Raw genomic sequence first — 19,163 nt, forward strand, 5'->3', positions numbered from 1 at the left:
CAGGCGGTGAACGAGATTAGCGCGAAGTTTGCAAAGTAGTTTGCAGAATCAGAAGTCGAAGTCCACAGGCATACTCAGCAGGCAAGACACAGCGGAAACGCGGAACTCGGCGCAGTATTTGCGCCGTGATCCGCGCACGCAGTAAACCGAAGCATCCAATAACGGAATCGACGCACACATGAGTCAAACGGAACAAGGCACCCTGACCCCGGACACGCCGGAAGTCTCGGTCATCATTCCGGTCTACAACGAGGAAGCTGGCCTTCCCGCGCTGTTCGCGCGCCTGTATCCGGCGCTCGACAAGCTCGGCACCTCGTACGAAGTGATCTTCATCAACGACGGCAGCCGCGACCGCTCGGCCGCGATGCTCGCCGAGCAGTTCCGCGCGCGGCCCGACACCACGCGCGCGATCCTGCTCAACGGTAATTACGGCCAGCACATGGCGATTCTCGCGGGCTTCGAGCAGGCGCGCGGCGAAATCGTCATCACGCTCGACGCCGACCTGCAAAATCCGCCCGAGGAAATCGGCAAGCTCGTCGAGAAGATGCGCGAGGGCTACGACTACGTCGGTACCATCCGCAAGCAGCGTCAGGACAGCCTCTGGCGGCGCAAGGCTTCGCAGGCGATGAACCGTCTGCGCGAGCGCATCACGCGCATCAAGATGACCGACCAGGGCTGCATGCTGCGCGCGTACAACCGCCGCATCATCGACACGATCAACCGCTGCGGCGAAATCAACACCTTCATTCCGGCGCTCGCCTACACGTTCTCGCAAAACCCGGTCGAGGTCGAGGTCGCGCACGAAGAGCGCTTCGCCGGCGAATCGAAGTACTCGCTCTATAGCCTCATTCGCCTGAATTTCGACCTCGTGACGGGCTTCTCCGTCGTGCCGCTGCAGTGGCTGTCGTTCATCGGCGTGATCCTGTCGCTCGGCTCGGCCGGGCTCTTCGTGCTGCTGCTGATTCGCCGCTTCATCATCGGCGCGGAAGTACAAGGCGTGTTCACGCTGTTCGCCATCACGTTCTTCCTGCTCGGCGTGATCATCTTCGCGCTTGGTCTGCTCGGCGAGTACATCGGCCGCATCTACCAGCAGGTGCGTGCGCGTCCGCGTTACCTGATCCAGACGATCCTCGAGGAACGCAATGGCCGCGCCGTTGCCGATACGCCGCGCCAGGATTTCGTGCAGGCCGCCGCGTTCGCGCAACCGGCGCCGACGGTGCAACCCGCCAATGCGGCCACGAACCCGGCCAACGAAGGAGCCGGCCAATGAAACCGCGTGCCGTTGTCTTCGCGTATCACAACGTGGGGGTGCGCTGCCTGCAGGTGCTGCTCGCGGGCGGCGTCGACGTTGCGCTCGTCGTCACGCATGAAGACAGCCCGACCGAGAACATCTGGTTCGGCAGCGTGAAGTCGGTGGCGCAGGAGCATGGCATCGAGGTCGTCACGCCCGCCGACCCGAAGAGCGCCGAGCTGCGCGCGGCCGTTTCCGCGGCGCGGCCGGACTTCATCTTCTCGTTCTACTACCGGCACATGCTGCCCGTGGACCTGCTCGCGCTCGCCGGGCGCGGCGCGTACAACATGCACGGCTCGCTCCTGCCGAAGTACCGTGGCCGCGTGCCCACGAACTGGGCCGTACTCAACGGCGAAACCGAAACGGGCGCCACGCTGCACGAAATGGCCGCGAAGCCCGACGCGGGTGCGATCGTCGCGCAAACGCCGGTGCCGATCCTTCCCGACGACACCGCCGCGCAGGTCTTCGACAAGGTCACGGTCGCCGCCGAGCAGACGCTCTGGCGCGTGCTGCCCGCGCTGATTGCGGGCGAGGCGCCGCATCTGCCGAACGACCTTACCAAGGGCAGCTACTACGGTGGGCGCAAGCCGGAAGACGGCCGCGTCGACTTCGGCCAAAGCGCGCAGCAGGTGTACAACCTCATTCGCGCCGTCGCGCCGCCCTATCCCGGCGCGTTCACCGACATCGGCAACGAGCGTTTTGTCATTGCCCGCGCGCGCCTCGTGCGCCCCGGCTCGCAAGAAGCCGAAAGGGTCCGCCCCCTCGCCGGATTGCCCGTGGGCATCCACGTAAGCGATAATGCGCTTTTCGCCGTCTGCGGCGACGCACGCGCCATCGCGATCCACGAACTGCGGCATGCGCATAACGGTCAAGAAACCGTTATCAGCCCCGCCGCGTTCTCCGAACTCATTTCATCTGTCCCCCGTCCATGACCAAAAAAGTCCTGATCCTGGGTGTGAACGGCTTTATCGGCCACCACCTCTCCAAGCGCATCCTCGAATCCACGAACTGGGAAGTGTTCGGCATGGACATGCAGACGGACCGCCTCGGCGACCTCGTCAAGCATGAGCGGATGCACTTCTTCGAAGGCGACATCACGATCAACAAGGAGTGGGTCGAGTACCACGTCAAGAAGTGCGACGTGATCCTGCCGCTCGTCGCCATCGCCACGCCCGCTACCTACGTGCAGCAGCCGCTGCGCGTGTTCGAACTCGACTTCGAAGCGAACCTGCCGATCGTGCGTTCGGCCGTGAAGTACCGCAAGCACCTTGTTTTCCCGTCGACCTCCGAGGTCTACGGCATGTGTTCGGACGAGCAGTTCGATCCGGACGCCTCGGCGCTGACCTACGGCCCGATCAACAAGCCGCGCTGGATCTACGCGTGCTCGAAGCAGCTCATGGACCGCGTGATCTGGGGCTACGGCATGGAAGGCCTGAACTTCACGCTGTTCCGTCCGTTCAACTGGATCGGCCCGGGCCTCGACTCGATCTACACGCCGAAGGAAGGTTCGTCGCGCGTCGTCACGCAGTTCCTCGGCCACATCGTGCGCGGCGAGAACATCAGCCTCGTGGATGGCGGCGCGCAAAAGCGTGCGTTCACCGACATCGACGACGGCATCGAAGCGCTGATGAAGATCATCGAGAACAAGGACGGCGTCGCCACGGGCAAGATCTACAACATCGGCAACCCGACCAACAACTTCTCGGTGCGCGAACTCGCACACAAGATGCTCGCGCTCGCCGCCGAATTCCCGGAGTACGCGGAAACGGCGAAGAAGGTGCAGCTCGTCGAAACGTCGTCGGGCGCCTACTACGGCGCGGGCTATCAGGACGTGCAGAACCGCGTGCCGAAGATCGACAACACGAAGCAGGAACTCGGCTGGGCGCCGAAGTCGACCTTCGACGAAGCGCTGCGCAAGATCTTCGAAGCGTACCGCGGCCATGTGGCCGAAGCGCGTGCGCTCGTCGAGCAACACTAAGCGTTAGATAAAGGTCCTCGCCTCTTGGCTCGCATCGTTCTGAAAATCGACGTCGACACGCTGCGCGGCACGCGCGAAGGCGTGCCGAACCTCGCGCGCATCTTCGATCGCTACAAGGCGCGCGCCACGTTCCTGTTCAGCCTCGGCCCGGATCACACGGGCTGGGCGCTGCGCCGCGTGTTGCGGCCGGGCTTTCTGAAGAAGGTCTCGCGCACGTCGGTGGTCGAGCACTACGGCGTGAAGCAGCTGATGTACGGCGTGCTGCTGCCGGGCCCCGACATCGGCGTGGAAGCCGCGGCTGAAATGCGCGCGATTCACGAAGCCGGCTTCGAGTGCGGCATCCATACGTGGGATCACGTGTACTGGCAGGACAACGTGCGCACGCGTGACGCGCAATGGACCGCGCGCCAGATGCAGAAGAGCCACGACCGCTTCACGCGCATCTTCGGCACGCCGCCCGTCACGCATGGTGCAGCGGGCTGGCAGATGAACGAGGCGGCCTTCGAGCAGATCGACACGTGGGGCATGAAGTACGCCTCCGACGGGCGTGGCCACTCGCCCTACCGTCCGGTGGTGGCGGGCCGCACGTTGAACCACGTGCAAATGCCCACCACGCTGCCCACGCTCGACGAGGTGCTCGGCGTCGATGGCGTCGATACCGACACGGTCGCCGCGTGGATGCTCAAGCGCACCGAAAACAACCCGCACGACCAGGTCTTCACGCTGCACGCCGAACTCGAAGGCCAGAAGCTCGCCCCTATCTTCGAGCAGCTGCTCTCGGGCTGGCGCGCGCAAGGCCACACGTTTGCCACGATGGGCGATTACCATGCGACGCTGGACCCGGATTCGCTGCCATCGTACCCTGTCACCTGGGGCGAGATCGCCGGCCGCTCCGGCCAGCTGATCGTTCAGCCCGACTGAATCCGCCGCCCGCGCGCCGCGGGGTGCCTGCCCGGACCCGCGCCCGCGCAACGCCCCCCGCCGCGGGCGGCACGCCGTCCCGGCGAAACGGCGCTGCAGCCTCCAGATTCAAAGCGCTGCGGCAACGCCAGCCAATAACAAAGGGAGAGCCACGTGCCTGACGTGACCATCGCAGTCGACCACCCCGTTCCCGACTTTACCGCCCCCGCCACCGGCGGCGACTTCACGCTTTCGAGCCTGAAGGGCAGCAAGGTGGTGCTCTACTTCTATCCGAAAGACAACACGCCGGGCTGCACGACCGAGGGCCTGCAATTCCGCGACCTCTCTCCGAAGTTCAAGAAGGCCGGCGCGCAGATCGTGGGCGTGTCGCGCGACAGCGTGCGCTCGCACGATAACTTCAAGGCCAAGCTCGAATTGCCGTTTACCTTGGTATCGGATGCCGACGAAGCGCTGTGCACGCTCTTCGACGTCATCAAATTGAAGAAAATGTATGGCAAACAGGTACGAGGTATCGAACGCTCGACCTTCCTGATCGACGCTACCGGCGTGCTGCGCCAGGAGTGGCGCGGCATCAAGGTTCCGGGCCATGTCGAGGAAGTTCTGGAGGCTGTACAAGCGCTTTGAGGAGCGTTATATTGGGCTGCAATGAGTGCCTGTCCAACCCTTTTTACGTCGCGTTGCGGCGGTTTCGCAGCCGGTCATGCAATGACCGGAAATGCGCATCCGAGGCAACGGGACAACACCGAAGTGAAGCCGCTTGCCTCGTCATCCGGGGCGGCGGCTTTTTTGTTTGTTCCACGCTGTTCCCTCCCGCTTTTCTCCCCGTTCGCGCCGGCTTTGCGACCCGGTGCGCGCAAACGTCAAGGAGCTGATCGAAAACCAGGCGAACCGGCATTTTCTGACCTGAGCGCGCACCTTGCGCAGTAACGGCGGGCGCCTACCCGGCACCCGCACGCACCGCCCGAAAGCGCGCCTTACTGGGTAACCCCGCGACCACTCGACCCGAATTTTTCGAGGGACACCATGCCTTTGCCTACTCCCCCCAGCAAGCTCGGCAACCTGCTGCCGCCGGATGAATACAAGACGCGTGCCCGCACGACGCGCAGCACACGCAAGGCCGCGAGCGAGAACGACGCAGCCGACGTTGCCGAATACGGCCCCGCGAGCGTCGCCGAGCCGATGACGCAGGCCGCCAACGCAGCGACCACGCTGCGCACGGTGCCGCTTCCGAGCGGCAGCGCCGAACTCGCCGCGCTCGAACCGGTCGCACCGGCGCCCGCGCGCAGCAAGCGCAACAACAGCAAGCAAGTGACGGCCGCGCTGCTGCAGCCTGTCGAGGCACGCACCGGAGCCGACACGCCCGTTGGGCGCGGCGGCAAGCCCGCGTCGGCGAAAGCCTCCGGCGGCGCCGCTGCGCCTGCCACGCGCGCCGGCACGAAAAAACGCGTGCATCCCGAAGAGAGCACCGAAGTCCAGAAGCTCTTCGTGCTCGACACGAACGTGCTCATGCACGACCCGACCTGCTTGTTCCGTTTCGAGGAGCACGACGTCTATCTGCCGATGATGACGTTGGAAGAACTCGACAACCACAAGAAGGGCATGTCGGAAGTCGCGCGAAACGCTCGCCAGGTGAGCCGCACGCTCGACCAGCTGGTCGCCAACGCGGGCCCGATCTCCGAAGGCATTTCGCTTGGCCGCCTCGGCAGCCGCGAGGCGCTCGGACGCCTGTACTTCCAGACTACGCTCACGCATATCGATCCGGTCGACGGCCTGCCTCAAGGCAAGGCCGACAACCAGATCCTCGGCGTGGTGCGCGCGCTGCAGCGCGACCGGCCTGACCGGCTCGTCGTGCTGGTGTCGAAAGACATCAACATGCGCATCAAGGCGCATGCGCTCGGGCTGCCCGCGGAAGACTACTTCAACGACCAGGTTCTCGAAGACAAGGACCTGCTCTACTCGGGCGTGCGCGCGCTCCAGCAGGACTTCTGGTCGAAGCACGCGAAGGGCATGGAGTCCTGGCAGGACACCAAGACCGGCACGACGTATTACCGCGTGACGGGCCCCGAGTGCCTGTCGATGCTGGTGAACGAGTTCGTGTACCTCGAGCCGCAGAACGGCGAACCGGCGTTCCACGCGATCGTGCGCGAGCTCAACGGCAAGACGGCGCTCCTGCAAACGCTGCGCGACTACGGCCACCACAAGAACAACGTGTGGGGCATCACGGCGCGCAACCGCGAGCAGAACTTCGCGCTGAACCTGCTGATGAACCCGGAGATCGACTTCGTCACGCTGCTCGGCCAGGCCGGCACGGGCAAGACGCTCGTCGCGCTTGCGGCGGGCCTGGCGCAAGTGCTCGACGAAAAGCGCTACAACGAGATCATCGTCACGCGCGCGACGGTGCCGGTTGGCGAGGACATCGGCTTCCTGCCGGGCACGGAAGAGGAAAAGATGCAGCCGTGGATGGGCGCCTTCGACGACAACCTCGAAGTCCTCCAGAAAACCGATGACGCCGCCGGCGAATGGGGGCGCGCTGCGACTCAGGAACTGATCCGCTCGCGCCTGAAAGTGAAGAGCATGAACTTCATGCGCGGCCGCACGTTCGTCGACAAGTATCTGATCATCGACGAGGCGCAGAACCTTACGCCCAAGCAGATGAAGACGCTCGTCACGCGTGCGGGTCCGGGCACGAAGATCGTGTGTCTCGGCAACATCGCGCAGATCGATACGCCTTATCTCACCGAAGGGAGTTCGGGCCTCACCTACGTGGTGGACCGCTTCAAGGGCTGGGCCCACAGCGGCCACGTGACGCTCGCCCGCGGCGAACGCTCGCGGCTTGCCGATTACGCGTCCGATATCCTGTAATCCATTCGCTGGGCGCCGCTTTTCAGGGGCTCCCACGCATTGGGCAAGGACCGTATCCGGAGAACCGGATACGGTCCTTTTTTATTGGCCACGCGTCCCCCAGGCGCAACAGTTGGCGCCCGAACTTCAAGTAAGTTGTGAAGAATCCTTGCGAAAGCCCTGACGGGCGGGCTACCATCCGCCCATGATCCGTTTTCCCGATGGCGCACGCGTCGCGCGCGCCATATTCGCTTCATGCGCCGACTCTGGCTTCCGCTTCTGATCTCCGTTCTGCTTGCCGCGTGCTCCAGCGCGCCGCAAAAGGTATCGCGCAGCGGTTCGTCTTCCAGCGAAAACACGTGGCGAACCCGGCCACCGGGCTTTCCCAATTTCGTCGATCACAGCGTGGGCCGCGAGGAAATCTCGATCCAGGCGATGGGGCTCGTCGGCATTCCGTATCGCTGGGGCGGCAATACGCCCGATAGCGGCTTCGATTGCAGCGGTCTCGTGAAATACGTGCTGGCCCGCTCGGCCTCGGTCGACTTGCCGCGCACCACCGCGGAAATGAGCACGCGCGGCGAAACCATCGAACCCGATGAGATCGCAGCCGGCGATCTCGTCTTCTTCAATACGACAGGACGACCGCATTCGCACGTCGGGATCTACGTGGGCAATCTGCGCTTCGTGAATGCGCCTTCGACGGGCGGCACAGTGCGGCTCGACTATCTGACCAACCCCTACTGGGCGAAACGCTTCGACGGGATCCGCCGCATGGCGCCGGCGCGGCGCACGCCTTTCGAGACCCCGACGTGGGAAGCCTCTGCGCCGACTGAACGTTCGCCCGGCGTGAATGCCGCACCACCAGCCGCCGCCATGGCCAGCGTCGCGCCTGCCGGGGGTGCACAGCCCGCGCCGCGTGCGGTCGCTGCGAGCCAGAATCGCATTGTCGCCGCTCCGGTTCCAGGCTATGTGGCGACGCAGGCGACTGTGCCGACGGCCTCGACGGCTGCCGCCGCCCCGGCCGACGCGTTCGAGCCGCCACCCGCTTCGCTCGGCGCGGCGCAAACGCAGGCTCGCGACGCGGGCGCGCTCGCTCCCGCAGTTGCGCCCGGCAACGCCGCCAGCGCACCTCGCGACGCCATCGACGCCGCCGCCGACGCCTTCGAGCCCCCACCGCCCACGGCAAACGCGGCGGCGCGCCAGGCCGGCCAGGTGGGCTCGACGCCGATCCAGGCGGCGGCTCCGTCCGCCGGCAGCGTGCAGATCATGCGCGCCTCGACAGCCGGTTCAGTCTCGTCCGCCCCAACCCAGTCCAGCGACGATCCCATCGCGCGCTTTGCCAACAGCGGCGACTGAGGCTGCCACGCCCCGGCGCTGACGGGCACCTTGCCCCTGGCCGGACGGCGACTCATGCTTCCAGCGGTTTGCGGCGCCCCGCGCCTCTGCTATCGTTTCGGGACCGTTTTTCATACTTTCGCGCAGCGAGGCGACGATGGATCTTGGACTCAGCAAGAAGGTGGTACTCGTGACGGGCGGCAGCAAGGGCATTGGCCTTGCCTGCGCGCGCGCCTTTGCGCAGGAAGGCGCCCGCGTGGCGATCGTCTCGCGCGACCCCGCCAATCTCGCGCGCGCGCGCGAACAATTGGCGAGCGAGGGCCTGCACGTGCACCTCACCCGCGCCGACCTGCACGAAGCGCATAGCGCCGCGGACGTGGTCGAAGAAGTCTCCACGGCGGTCGGCCCAATCGATATTCTCATCAACAGCGCGGGCGCGGCACGCCGCTACGACCCGGAAACACTCGATGCGGACGCGTTCAGGGCGACGATGGAGGCGAAATATTTCCCCTACATCTATCCGCAGCAGGAAGTGCTGCGCCGCATGGTGCAGCGGATCAAGTCGGGCGAGAGCGCGGAGCCCGGCGCCATCGTCAATATCATCGGCATGGGCGGGAAGTTCGCGAGCGATATCCATATTGCGGGAGGCGCGGCCAACGCAGCATTGATGCTCGCCACCGTGGGCCTCGCGCACTATCACGCGCGCTACGGCATCCGCATCAACGCCATCAACCCGGGCGCCACGCTCACGGAACGGTTGCAGGAGGCCGTTCAGCTGGAGGCTCAACGGACGGGCGTCGGCGCCGACGAGGCGTTGGCGAGCGGCGAAGCGAAGGTGCCGCTCGGGCGCTATGCGAAGCCGGAGGAAATCGCCGATGTCGCGCTTTTCCTCGCGAGCCGGCGCGCGAGCTATGTCACGGGCGCGCTCATTCCGATGGATGGGGCCAGCACGCCGCTGATCTGAAGCGCCCGCCAGCGCGCCGGCCAAGGCCCTAAAAGCACTGCGGCGCCCGAAGGCGCCGCAGGTTTTACATGAAGCGGTGACCGAGCCACCAGGCAGCCGCGGCCAGCGTGGCCGAGGCCGGTATGGTCAGCACCCAGGCCCAGACGATGTTGCCCGCCACGCCCCAGCGCACCGCGCTGAGCTTCTGCGTCGCGCCAACGCCGACAATCGCGCCCGTGATCGTGTGCGTGGTCGAAACGGGAATGCCCATCCACGAAGCCGTGAAGAGCGTAAGCGCCCCGCCGGCCTCCGCGCAGAAGCCACCCACCGGCTTGAGCTTGGTGATCTTCTGGCCCATCGTGCGCACGATGCGCCAGCCGCCGAACAGCGTGCCGAGACCCATCGACAGATAGCAGCCGCCAATCACCCAGATGGGCGGCGCGTCGGAGCCGATTGCCGAGTAGCCCGTTGCGATCAGCAGCATCCAGATGATGCCGATGGTCTTCTGCGCGTCGTTGCCGCCGTGGCCGAGGCTATAAAGGCCAGCGGAAACGAGTTGCAACCGCCTGAAGCGCCGGTCGACCTTGCTTGGCGGTGTGCGGAAGTACAGCCACGACACCGTGAGCATGAAGAACGATCCCAGGATGAAACCGAGCATCGGCGAGATGAAGATGAACGCCACCGTCTTCATGAGGCCGTCGAAATTGAGCGAGGCCCAGCCCGACTTCGCGAGCGCCGCGCCCACGAGACCGCCGATCAGCGCGTGCGAGGAACTCGACGGAATGCCGTAGTACCACGTGAGCACGTTCCAGCCGATCGCGCCCATCAGCGCGCCGAACACCACGTAGTGATCGACGATATCGGGGTCGATCGTGCCTTTGCCGACCGTCTGCGCCACCTTCAGGTGGAACACGAAATAGGCGATCACGTTGAACATGGCGGCAAACGCCACCGCCTGCTGCGGCTTCAGAACGCCGGTGGACACGACCGTGGCGATGGAATTCGCCGCATCGTGAAAACCGTTCATGAAGTCGAAGATGAGAGCGATGGCGACCAGTGTCGCGACCGCCCAGAGGGCGAGTTGTATCGATTGCATCGCAGTCCGCTCAGGCGTTCTCTAGCACGATGCCTTCGATGATGTTCGCGACATCCTCGCACTTGTCCGTGATCGCTTCGAGCAATTCGTAGATGGCCTTCAGCTTGATCAGCGTCTTGACGTTGTCTTCCTCGCGGAACAGCTTCGAGATGGCGGAGCGCAGCAGGCGGTCGGCGTCGGATTCGAGGCGATCGATGTCCTCGCAGGCCTTGAGGATTTCGCGCGCCTGCTTCATGTCGGAGAGGAGCCCCACCGCCAGTTGCACGCGCTCGGCCGTGGCCGTCACCACATGCGCCAGCTGGCTCGCCTCGGCCGTCACGGCTTGTACGTCGTAGAGCGAAATGGCCGTGGCGACGTCCTCCATGAGGTCGAGGCAATCGTCCATCGTCGTGATCAGCTTATGGATCTCGTCGCGGTCGAGCGGCGTGATGAAGGTCTTGTGCAGCAGGTCGATCGCCTCGTGCGTGAGCTTGTCGGCGGCCTTCTCGGCGGACTGCACGTTCTGCTTGTGGACCTCGGCGTCGGCGAGGTTATCGATCAGAAGTTCGAGTTCGCGGCTCGCGGAAACGATGCATTTCGCATGCGCGTTGAAAATTTCGAAGAACTTGCCCTCGGTGGGCATGAATCGACCGAACATTGGTATCCCGGAAATTGGTCACGGATTGCCGTCAGTAAGCGGCAAATTAGGCGGCAAAATAAGCGACAAAGCCAACCGTCATAAAACGGCAATATTGTATCGTCAGGAGAGTGCCGCCGCATGGATCGGCTAACGCCACCGCGGCATTTGCGCCACTTTGGCGCAAGCCGCGCAAGGAATGGCGTTATTCGCCGTAGAAGGTCTGCGCCCCGGCAAAATTGTCGAACTTCGTGTATTGGCCGTGGAACGTGAGGCGAACGGGGCCGATCGGACCGTTACGCTGCTTGCCGATGATGATTTCGGCGGTGCCCTTGTCGGGGCTGTCGGGGTTGTAGACTTCGTCGCGATAGATGAACAGAATCACGTCCGCATCCTGTTCGATAGCGCCCGATTCGCGCAGGTCCGACATCACCGGCCGCTTGTTCGGGCGCTGCTCCAGACCGCGGTTCAGCTGCGACAGCGCGATCACGGGTACGTCCAGTTCCTTTGCGAGGCTCTTGAGCGAGCGCGAGATTTCCGAAATTTCGGTCGCCCGGTTTTCGCCCGACGACGAGCCGCTCATCAGCTGCAAGTAGTCGATGATGATGAGTCCGAGCTTGCCGCACTGGCGCGACAGACGCCGCGCGCGCGAGCGCAATTCCATCGGGTTCAGGCCGCCCGTTTCGTCGATGAAGATCTGCGCCTCGCTCATTTTCTGCACGGCGTGCGTGAGCTTCGGCCAGTCCTCGTCAGTGAGCCGGCCCGTACGCATCCGGTGCTGGTCCAGACGCCCGACCGAACCGAGCATACGCATGATCAGCTGCGTGCCCGGCATTTCCATCGAGAACACCGCCACCGGCAGCCCGTACTCCACGGCCACGTATTCGCCGATGTTCATCGAGAACGCGGTCTTACCCATCGACGGGCGCCCTGCCACGATGATCAGCTCGCCGCCGTGCATGCCCGACGTCATGCGGTCGAGGTCCATGAAGCCCGTGGGCGTACCCGTCACGTCGCTCGGGTTGGCCGTGTGATAGAGCGTGTCGATACGCTCCACGACCTGCGTGAGCAGCGGCCCGATCTCAAGGAAGCCCTGGGTGCCGCGCGCGCCGTCTTCGGCGATCGAGAAGACCTTCGATTCGGCCTCGTCGAGCAGCTGGCGCACTTCCTTGCCCTGCGGGTTGAAGGCGTCGGCGGAAATTTCGTCGGCGACGGAAACGAGGCGGCGCAGCACTGCCCGGTCTCGCACGATTTCCGCATAGCGGCGGATGTTCGCGGCGCTCGGCGTGTTCTGCGCGAGTGCGTTCAGGTACGCGAGGCCGCCCACGTCATCGGCTTTGCCCGAGGTGCCGAGCGCTTCGTACACCGTCACCACGTCGGCCGGGCGCGTGGCCGCAATCAGCCGGCCAATGTGCTCGAAGATGATGCGGTGATCGTAGCGGTAGAAGTCGCTTTGCGAGAGGAAGTCGGCAATCCGGTCCCAAGCGGCGTTATCCAGAAGCAGGCCGCCGAGCACCGATTGCTCGGCTTCGATCGAATGCGGCGGGACCTTCAGCGAGTCGAGTTGGGGATCTTTCGGAGCGTTCATGGAGGGCAATTATCGGACAAGGGGGTGCCTCGAACAAGCGTCAAAACTCGCAACGAGCGTCCAGACAGCGCACAACAAAAAAGGCAGAAGCCCTGCGGCTCCTGCCCTTCCTGATCTTGCGTCAAACCGCGCGGCCCGCAAGGGCCGCACGTGGGTACTTAGGCGTGCTCGCCCAGCACCGACACCGTGACGTCGACGAGGACGTCGGTGTGCAGCGCAACCTGCACCGGGTGGTCGCCCACCATCTTCAGCGGGCCTTCCGGCAGACGCACTTGCGCCTTTTCCACTGCGAAGCCTTGCTTCGTGAGTGCAACGGCGATGTCCGCGTTCGTGACCGAACCGAACAGACGGCCGTCCACGCCAGCCTTCTGGCCGATCTGAACGGTCAGACCGTTCAGCTTTTCGCCTTCAGCTTGCGCAGCTGCCAGCTTTTCAGCGGCGGCCTTTTCGAGTTCAGCGCGGCGAACTTCGAATTCAGCGATTGCGTCCTTCGTTGCGCGGCGTGCCTTCTTGTTCGGGATCAGGAAGTTACGTGCGTAACCGTCCTTAACCTTCACGATGTCGCCGAGGTTACCCAGATTGACGACTTTTTCCAGAAGAATGATCTGCATTCTATTGCTCCTTATCGCGTCGTCTTATTAGGCCTTGTGCTGGTCGGTGTACGGCATCAGCGCGAGGAAACGCGCGCGCTTGATAGCCGTGTCCAGCTGACGCTGATAGTGGGCCTTCGTACCCGTCAGACGAGCCGGCGTGATCTTGCCGTTTTCGCCGATGAAGTCCTTCAGCGTATCGAGGTCCTTGTAGTCGATCTGTTCGACGTTTGCAGCCGTGAAGCGGCAGAACTTCTTACGCTTGAAGAGCGGGTTTTGTTGCTGACGACGCTTGTCGAATTTCTTACCAGTCGGGCGGGGCATGATTAGTCCTTTCCTGTGCCTTGCATTTCGGTGATGTGAAACACCAGGGTTCGCGCATTGCGGTGCTTTTTCGCCAGAAAACCGGTGAAGAGCGCTTCCACGCCCATCTCACAGCTTTCTACGAGACCGCAGGCCTTGCCGGCCGCCACCGCGGGCATCGTGAGCTCGACGAAGCGGGGAATGCCGGCTTCGACGACCTCCGTGCAATGCTGCAACGTCACGCTTGCGATCGGAACGCCGGCGGGGGTGTACCGCACCGGTTCGCGTTCGACGACGCTGGCCGTAAGCTGCAGCCTGTTCACGGGGCTAACTTAAACAAATAAGTCGGGCAAATGAGCTTGAATCCTGATGGCTTGTGTACTTAAGCCTGCGCTTCGGTCGGCTGGGCAGCCGCCTTCTTGGCTTCTTCGCGCTGCACTTCCTTCATCATCGGCGACGGGCCGGTTTCGGCCTTCTTCATCTTGACGATGAGGTGACGCAGAACAGCGTCGTTGAACTTGAACGCGTGTTCCAGTTCGTCGAGCGTGGTCTGGTCGCATTCGATGTTCATGCAGACGTAGTGAGCCTTCGCGAGTTTCTCGATCATGTAGGCCAGTTGACGACGGCCCCAGTCTTCGATGCGGTGGATCTGGCCACCGTGCGAGGTGATCGTGCTCTTGTAGCGCTCGATCATGGCGGGCACTTGCTCGCTCTGATCGGGGTGCACGATGAAGACGATTTCGTAATGACGCATGTTCACTCCTTGTGCTGACTTGTGGATATAAGCCACCCGGGCGTCGGAACCGGTGCGGCAAGTGAGAAGCCGAAGATTGTAGCGCGGATGGGCGGGCCGCGCAAGGCAGATCGTAGGCTGGAGCGATGATTCGGGCGTGTTTTCAATGACTTGCGCGGTGGGGCGCGTCTTGAAGAGGCTCCACCGCGTTCTTGCGAGAAGAAAACCTAGCTGCCGGCCGCCTCGCTCGCGCCGCCCGCGAGACGGGCGTCGAGCGCCGCGCGCAGGCCGTCGAGCGCGTCCGAGCCGGCGTCCGTCACGGCCCACCAGGTCATGCCCGCCGCCTCCCAGCGCAGGAGCGCGTAGCCTTCGCTCGAACCGCTCGGCGCGGCGCCCGAGACAGCTGGCCCGCTCGCGCCGGGCGGGAACACATAGACGTCGATCACATGCTTGCGATAGTGATAGACGAGCACGGCAACACGTTCGCGCCCCACATAATCGAGGCGTCCGCCCGCCAGCGCAAAACCCTGCTGCGCCAGATCGAAGACGGGCGGCGCGTAGTCGATACGGCCGTTGAACCATGGCTTCACGGTGTGGCGGTCGGTCGAGATCACGTCGATGTCGCGGCCCGAGATCTGGGCGCGCACATGGCTCGACACGAGATCGTCGATGAAAGCTGTCTCCGCGGCCGGGCGGCGCAGATGCAACGAGCCGATCACCGCCAGCGCACACAGGATCAGCACGGCGCAGCCGAACCACGCAAGCGTGGCCGCGCGCGGACCGGCGCCCGCGGCCGGAGCGCTCCAACCACCGCCTCCGCCCTGCGCCGCTGCGCCGCTGCCAGGCCACCAGTTGCGCAGCCAGGCGCGCCAGCCGCCTGAGTCGCGCACGGGAGCTGGCGATGGCGTTGCCTTTGGAGACGCCACTTCGGTTGCCGGCAATGCCGCGACGATGCGCGCAGCCAGTCCAGCCGGCGCACGGTGGTAGGGCGCCGAGCGAATCATCTGAGAGATGGCCTGAGCATCGTCGGCAACGCGGCGGCACTGCTCGCAACCTGCGAGATGCTCGCGCACACGCCATTCGTCGGCGGCGGAGAGTTCGCGATCGACGCTCGCGTCGACCAGCGGGCGCGCTTCGTTACAGTTCATCTGGCGCCTCCGTCGTTCGGCCGTCAGTGCGGGAGCGAGAATGCAACGACGCTCCGCCGTCGGCGGCCGGCTCCTCGCGGAACCGACCGCCGCTCCCCCGGTCGGATGGTCTCCTGGCTTGACTGCTTCCCCCGACACCTGCTCTGTCGTCCGCGCAGCCGTGGGCGCGGACGACCGAATCACTTGCAGACTCATCGACTGCCGTGCTGGCCGAAGCTTTACCGCTCTCGCCGCCGTGGTACGCCGCCAGCAGCGTCGCCAGACGCCTTCGGCCGCGTGCGAGCCGCGACATCACCGTGCCAACCGGCAAGTCGGCAATTGCCGCGATTTCGCGGTAGCCCAACTCCTCCAGCTCGCGCAGCACCAGCACTTCCCGATACTCCACCGGCAGGCGCCTTAGCGCGTCCTGCACGTGGCGGGCGTCTTCGGCGCGGATCGCGAGCGTCTCCGGATCGACGCCGCCCGTTTCCCAGCCTTCGAGCGGCGCGTCGTCGCGCAACTCGTCGAATGGCGCCACCTCTTCCGCGCCCGCGCGCCGCCGCCATTCGTCGTACCAGACGCGCCGCACGATCGCGAGGAGCCACGGGCGGGCCTCGTCGCCTCGAAACGTGTCGAAGAACCGAAACGCCCGCAGGAACGCCTCCTGGACGATATCTTCCGCGTCGCCCGGATTGCGCGAAAGCCAGCGCGCGAGGTTGTAGGCCGCATCGAGATGCGGCAGCGCCAGCGCCTGAAAGCGGCGGCTGCGTCCGGCCTCATCCTGCTCGTACGCGGATTCGCCCACGTCGTCCCCTCGCGTCTTCGTTTGGCTTGCTTGCGCGACCGTGGCCGCTATACACGCATTACCAAAGCTCGGGCCAGTTTATTCCCGCGCGCTGTGCACGAAAACGAAAAAAAATTTGAAACGCGTCACGCGCCGGTCCAATAGCCCGGCCGCGCGTAGACCTCCTTAAGGTAGTCGATGAAATAGCGCACGCGCGCCGGCACATAACGCTGCTGCGGATACACCGCGAGGATGTCGTACTCCGGCAGCGCGTACTCGTCGAGCACGGTTTCGAGTTCGCCGCGCGCGAGCTGGGCGTCGATCTCCCAGGTCGAGCGCCAGCCGAGTCCGAGACTCTCGGTCACCCAGCGGTGCAGCAGTTCGCCGTCGTTGCAGTCGAGCGTGCCGCCCACGCGCACGGTCACGAGCTTGCCGCCGCGGCTGAAGTACCAGCCGCGGTTCTGGCCGCCCTGCAGGTTGAACGCGAGGCAATTGTGGTTCGGCAGGTCTTCGAGCGTTTGCGGGCGCCCGTGCTTGCGGAAATATTCGGGCGTGCCGCACACCACGCGCCGGTTCGAGGCGAGCTTCACGGCAACGAAATTCGGATCCACCGCACCGCCGATGCGGATCGACAGGTCATAGCCCTCGCGTACCAGATCGACCACGCGGTCGGTGAGATTGAACGAAACCTGGAGTTCGGGCTTGTCGGCGAGAAACTCGGGCGCGAGCGGCGCAACGTGCTTGCGCCCGAACGCGGCCGGCGCCGAGACGATCAGATGGCCGCTCACCACCTGGCGCCCGACGGACAGCTCGTTTTCGGCCTGATCCCAGTCGGCGAGCAGGCCGCGACAGCGCTCGAGAAAAGCCGCGCCCTCCTCGCTTACCACCAGCCGCCGCGTCGAACGGTAGATGAGCTTCACGCCCAGGCGCTTTTCCAGCGCGTCGATCCGCCGCCCGAGGATCACCGGCGAAACGCCTTCCTCAAGCGCCGCGGCGGCGAGGCTGCCCGCGTCCGCGACGCGCACAAAGGTTTCGATCTGTTTGAAACGGTCCATTGCGTGTCTCCTTCCGGGCGGAAGCCGCGCCCCACCGGCATTCCATACTTTTTGTTTCGGAATAAACGACCTGGACTGATCTTATCAAACCTTTCCTGCGCCTCTAAAGTGGGCCTCAACGCTTAGCCATTCCTCGCATACGAGACATTCAGGAGACAATCATGGCCAAAATGAGAGCCGTCGACGCCGCTGTTCTGGTGCTCGAAAAAGAAGGCATCGATACCGCTTTCGGCGTGCCGGGCGCAGCCATCAATCCGTTCTATTCGGCGATGAAAAAGGCCGGCGGCATCACGCACGTGCTGGCGCGCCACGTCGAGGGCGCTTCGCACATGGCCGAAGGCTATACGCGGGCCACGCCCGGCAACATCGGCGTGTGCATCGGCACCTCGGGCCCCGCGGGCACCGACATGATCACGGGCCTCTACTCGGCCCAGGCCGATTCGATTCCGATCCTTGCGATCACGGGCCAGGCGCCGCGCGCCCGCCTCTACAAGGAAGACTTCCAGGCTGTCGACATCGAGTCGATCGCCAAGCCCGTCACCAAGTGGGCCGTTACCGTGCGCGAGCCGGCGCTCGTGCCGCGCGTGTTCCAGCAGGCGTTCCATCTGATGCGCTCGGGCCGTCCGGGTCCGGTGCTGGTCGATCTGCCCATCGACGTGCAACTCGCCGAAATCGAATTCGACATCGACACGTACGAGCCGCTGCCGGTCTACAAGCCGAAGGCCTCGCGCAAGCAGATCGAAGCCGCACTCGAAATGCTCAACGCCAGCGAAAAGCCGTTGATCGTTTCCGGCGGCGGCGTGCTCAACGCAGCAGCCGAAGACCTGCTCGTTCAGTTTGCCGAGACCGTGGGCGTGCCCGTCATCCCGACGCTCATGTCGTGGGGCGCGATTGCCGACGACCATCCGCTCATGGCCGGCATGGTCGGCCTGCAGACTTCGCATCGCTACGGCAATGCCACGATGCTCGCCTCCGACTTCGTGCTCGGCATCGGCAACCGCTGGGCGAACCGTCATACGGGCAGCGTCGAGGTCTACACGAAGGGCCGCAAGTTCGTGCACGTCGATATCGAGCCGACGCAGATCGGCCGCGTGTTCGGCCCGGATCTCGGCATCGTGTCGGACGCGAAGGCCGCGCTCGAACTCTTCGTCGAGATCGCACAGGAATGGAAGGCCGCGGGCAAGTTGAAGGACCGCAGCGCGTGGGTGGCCGACTGCCAGCAGCGCAAGCGCACGATGCTGCGCAAGACGCACTTCGAGAACACGCCGATCAAGCCGCAACGCGTGTACGAAGAGATGAACAAGGCGTTTGGCCGCGACACCTGCTACGTGAGCACCATCGGCCTGTCGCAGATCGCAGGCGCGCAGTTCCTGCACGTGTACAAGGCGCGCAACTGGATCAACTGCGGCCAGGCGGGCCCGCTCGGCTGGACGATTCCCGCGGCGCTCGGCGTGCGCGCAGCCGATCCGACGCGTCCGATCGTGGCGCTCTCGGGCGACTACGACTTCCAGTTCATGGTCGAAGAGCTGGCCGTGGGCGCACAGTTCAAGCTGCCGTACGTGCACGTGGTCGTGAACAACTCGTATCTCGGCCTGATCCGCCAGGCGCAGCGCGCGTTCGACATGGACTTCTGCGTGCAGCTCGCGTTCGAGAACATCAACGCGCCTGAGGTGAACGGCTACGGCGTCGATCACGTCACGGTTGCCGAAGGCCTCGGCTGCAAGGCGCTGCGCGTGTTCAAGCCGGAAGAGATCGCACCGGCGCTCAAGCAGGCTCAGGCGCTCGCCGCCGAACACAGCGTGCCGGTGGTCGTCGAAGTGATTCTCGAGCGTGTGACCAACATCTCGATGGGCACCGAAATCGACGCGATCAACGAGTTCGAAGAACTGGCCGAAAAGCCCGAGCACGCGCCGACTGCCATCAGCGCGCTGAGCGCCCTCGACTGAGCGCATCGACCACGCA

Annotated in this window: 19 protein-coding genes; 9 read left to right on the forward strand and 10 right to left on the reverse strand. The window is 64.5% G+C overall.

The window, feature by feature from the left end; translation table 11 throughout:
- Window positions 1-178: 178 nt before the first annotated feature.
- From U5A52_RS25825 to U5A52_RS25860, 8 genes are all read left to right on the forward strand, one after another.
- Window positions 179-1,270 (forward strand): glycosyltransferase, encoded by a 1,092-nt coding sequence (locus tag U5A52_RS25825; protein WP_321936714.1) that lies wholly within the window; start codon window positions 179-181, stop codon window positions 1,268-1,270.
- Window positions 1,267-2,223 carry a formyltransferase gene (locus U5A52_RS25830; protein WP_321914313.1) on the forward strand — a complete coding sequence of 319 codons (957 nt, stop codon included), beginning with the start codon at window positions 1,267-1,269 and terminating at the stop codon, window positions 2,221-2,223. The genes U5A52_RS25825 and U5A52_RS25830 overlap by 4 nt, the downstream gene beginning before the upstream one ends.
- Complete coding sequence (locus tag U5A52_RS25835) at window positions 2,220-3,269, forward strand: bifunctional UDP-4-keto-pentose/UDP-xylose synthase (protein ID WP_133184282.1); 1,050 nt, start codon at window positions 2,220-2,222, stop codon at window positions 3,267-3,269. The genes U5A52_RS25830 and U5A52_RS25835 overlap by 4 nt, the downstream gene beginning before the upstream one ends.
- 24 nt (window positions 3,270-3,293) lie before the next feature.
- A complete protein-coding gene (locus U5A52_RS25840; protein ID WP_321936715.1) occupies window positions 3,294-4,190 on the forward strand; it encodes a polysaccharide deacetylase family protein in 897 nt (298 codons plus the stop codon).
- 162 nt (window positions 4,191-4,352) lie between these two features.
- Complete coding sequence (locus U5A52_RS25845) at window positions 4,353-4,814, forward strand: peroxiredoxin (protein ID WP_321936791.1); 462 nt, start codon at window positions 4,353-4,355, stop codon at window positions 4,812-4,814.
- A 399-nt stretch (window positions 4,815-5,213) separates the two neighbouring features.
- Complete coding sequence (locus tag U5A52_RS25850; RefSeq protein WP_321936716.1) at window positions 5,214-7,052, forward strand: PhoH family protein; 1,839 nt, start codon at window positions 5,214-5,216, stop codon at window positions 7,050-7,052.
- Between the two features lie 234 nt (window positions 7,053-7,286).
- Window positions 7,287-8,387 carry a C40 family peptidase gene (locus U5A52_RS25855; protein WP_321936717.1) on the forward strand — a complete coding sequence of 367 codons (1,101 nt, stop codon included), beginning with the start codon at window positions 7,287-7,289 and terminating at the stop codon, window positions 8,385-8,387.
- A 136-nt stretch (window positions 8,388-8,523) separates the two neighbouring features.
- Window positions 8,524-9,330 carry an SDR family oxidoreductase gene (locus U5A52_RS25860; RefSeq protein WP_321936718.1) on the forward strand — a complete coding sequence of 269 codons (807 nt, stop codon included), beginning with the start codon at window positions 8,524-8,526 and terminating at the stop codon, window positions 9,328-9,330.
- A gap of 64 nt (window positions 9,331-9,394) precedes the next feature.
- Here the strand turns inward: U5A52_RS25860 and U5A52_RS25865 are convergent, their stop codons facing one another.
- From U5A52_RS25865 to U5A52_RS25910, 10 genes are all read right to left on the reverse strand, one after another.
- Window positions 9,395-10,405 carry an inorganic phosphate transporter gene (locus U5A52_RS25865; protein WP_321936719.1) on the reverse strand — a complete coding sequence of 337 codons (1,011 nt, stop codon included), beginning with the start codon at window positions 10,403-10,405 and terminating at the stop codon, window positions 9,395-9,397.
- Between the two features lie 10 nt (window positions 10,406-10,415).
- Window positions 10,416-11,042: a DUF47 domain-containing protein gene (locus U5A52_RS25870; protein ID WP_321914307.1), complete on the reverse strand. Its 627-nt coding sequence runs from the start codon at window positions 11,040-11,042 to the stop codon at window positions 10,416-10,418.
- 184 nt (window positions 11,043-11,226) lie between these two features.
- The gene (locus U5A52_RS25875; RefSeq protein ID WP_158757915.1) at window positions 11,227-12,609 is read right to left on the reverse strand and encodes a replicative DNA helicase; all 1,383 of its coding nucleotides are present in this window, start codon (window positions 12,607-12,609) and stop codon (window positions 11,227-11,229) included.
- Between the two features lie 158 nt (window positions 12,610-12,767).
- Window positions 12,768-13,220 carry a 50S ribosomal protein L9 gene (gene rplI / locus U5A52_RS25880; RefSeq protein ID WP_321914306.1) on the reverse strand — a complete coding sequence of 151 codons (453 nt, stop codon included), beginning with the start codon at window positions 13,218-13,220 and terminating at the stop codon, window positions 12,768-12,770.
- A 27-nt stretch (window positions 13,221-13,247) separates the two neighbouring features.
- Window positions 13,248-13,523 carry a 30S ribosomal protein S18 gene (gene rpsR / locus U5A52_RS25885; RefSeq protein WP_027797225.1) on the reverse strand — a complete coding sequence of 92 codons (276 nt, stop codon included), beginning with the start codon at window positions 13,521-13,523 and terminating at the stop codon, window positions 13,248-13,250.
- Window positions 13,524-13,525: 2 nt separating this feature from the next.
- Window positions 13,526-13,825, reverse strand: coding sequence for a primosomal replication protein N (gene priB, locus U5A52_RS25890; RefSeq protein WP_321936720.1), 300 nt, complete (start codon window positions 13,823-13,825; stop codon window positions 13,526-13,528).
- Between the two features lie 59 nt (window positions 13,826-13,884).
- Window positions 13,885-14,256, reverse strand: a complete 372-nt coding sequence (gene rpsF, locus U5A52_RS25895; protein ID WP_027818337.1) for a 30S ribosomal protein S6 — start codon at window positions 14,254-14,256, stop codon at window positions 13,885-13,887.
- A gap of 206 nt (window positions 14,257-14,462) precedes the next feature.
- Entirely contained in the window at window positions 14,463-15,383 is a 921-nt protein-coding gene (locus tag U5A52_RS25900; protein ID WP_321914305.1) for an anti-sigma factor family protein, read from the reverse strand.
- Entirely contained in the window at window positions 15,373-16,167 is a 795-nt protein-coding gene (locus U5A52_RS25905; RefSeq protein WP_321936721.1) for an RNA polymerase sigma factor, read from the reverse strand. The genes U5A52_RS25900 and U5A52_RS25905 overlap by 11 nt, the downstream gene beginning before the upstream one ends.
- 125 nt (window positions 16,168-16,292) lie before the next feature.
- The gene (locus U5A52_RS25910; RefSeq protein ID WP_321914303.1) at window positions 16,293-17,201 is read right to left on the reverse strand and encodes a substrate binding domain-containing protein; all 909 of its coding nucleotides are present in this window, start codon (window positions 17,199-17,201) and stop codon (window positions 16,293-16,295) included.
- 161 nt (window positions 17,202-17,362) lie between these two features.
- On the opposite strand from U5A52_RS25910, the gene gcl reads away from it, so the two are divergent.
- The gene (gene gcl, locus U5A52_RS25915; RefSeq protein WP_321936722.1) at window positions 17,363-19,147 is read left to right on the forward strand and encodes a glyoxylate carboligase; all 1,785 of its coding nucleotides are present in this window, start codon (window positions 17,363-17,365) and stop codon (window positions 19,145-19,147) included.
- Window positions 19,148-19,163: the final 16 nt, after the last annotated feature.

Source organism: Paraburkholderia sp. J8-2 (genome assembly GCF_905220195.1).
Classification (GTDB): domain Bacteria; phylum Pseudomonadota; class Gammaproteobacteria; order Burkholderiales; family Burkholderiaceae; genus Paraburkholderia.

Bases quoted from the DNA above. Each gene is read 5' to 3' on its own strand.
- gcl (WP_321936722.1), top strand. From the start codon at position 17,363: ATGGCCAAAATGAGAGCCGTCGACGCCGCTGTTCTGGTGCTCGAAAAA.
- U5A52_RS25870 (WP_321914307.1), bottom strand. From the start codon at position 11,042: ATGTTCGGTCGATTCATGCCCACCGAGGGCAAGTTCTTCGAAATTTTC.
- U5A52_RS25865 (WP_321936719.1), bottom strand. From the start codon at position 10,405: ATGCAATCGATACAACTCGCCCTCTGGGCGGTCGCGACACTGGTCGCC.
- rplI (WP_321914306.1), bottom strand. From the start codon at position 13,220: ATGCAGATCATTCTTCTGGAAAAAGTCGTCAATCTGGGTAACCTCGGC.
- U5A52_RS25910 (WP_321914303.1), bottom strand. From the start codon at position 17,201: ATGGACCGTTTCAAACAGATCGAAACCTTTGTGCGCGTCGCGGACGCG.
- rpsF (WP_027818337.1), bottom strand. From the start codon at position 14,256: ATGCGTCATTACGAAATCGTCTTCATCGTGCACCCCGATCAGAGCGAG.
- U5A52_RS25830 (WP_321914313.1), top strand. From the start codon at position 1,267: ATGAAACCGCGTGCCGTTGTCTTCGCGTATCACAACGTGGGGGTGCGC.
- U5A52_RS25850 (WP_321936716.1), top strand. From the start codon at position 5,214: ATGCCTTTGCCTACTCCCCCCAGCAAGCTCGGCAACCTGCTGCCGCCG.
- U5A52_RS25875 (WP_158757915.1), bottom strand. From the start codon at position 12,609: ATGAACGCTCCGAAAGATCCCCAACTCGACTCGCTGAAGGTCCCGCCG.
- rpsR (WP_027797225.1), bottom strand. From the start codon at position 13,523: ATGCCCCGCCCGACTGGTAAGAAATTCGACAAGCGTCGTCAGCAACAA.
- U5A52_RS25900 (WP_321914305.1), bottom strand. From the start codon at position 15,383: ATGAACTGTAACGAAGCGCGCCCGCTGGTCGACGCGAGCGTCGATCGC.
- U5A52_RS25835 (WP_133184282.1), top strand. From the start codon at position 2,220: ATGACCAAAAAAGTCCTGATCCTGGGTGTGAACGGCTTTATCGGCCAC.
- U5A52_RS25825 (WP_321936714.1), top strand. From the start codon at position 179: ATGAGTCAAACGGAACAAGGCACCCTGACCCCGGACACGCCGGAAGTC.
- U5A52_RS25855 (WP_321936717.1), top strand. From the start codon at position 7,287: ATGCGCCGACTCTGGCTTCCGCTTCTGATCTCCGTTCTGCTTGCCGCG.
- U5A52_RS25860 (WP_321936718.1), top strand. From the start codon at position 8,524: ATGGATCTTGGACTCAGCAAGAAGGTGGTACTCGTGACGGGCGGCAGC.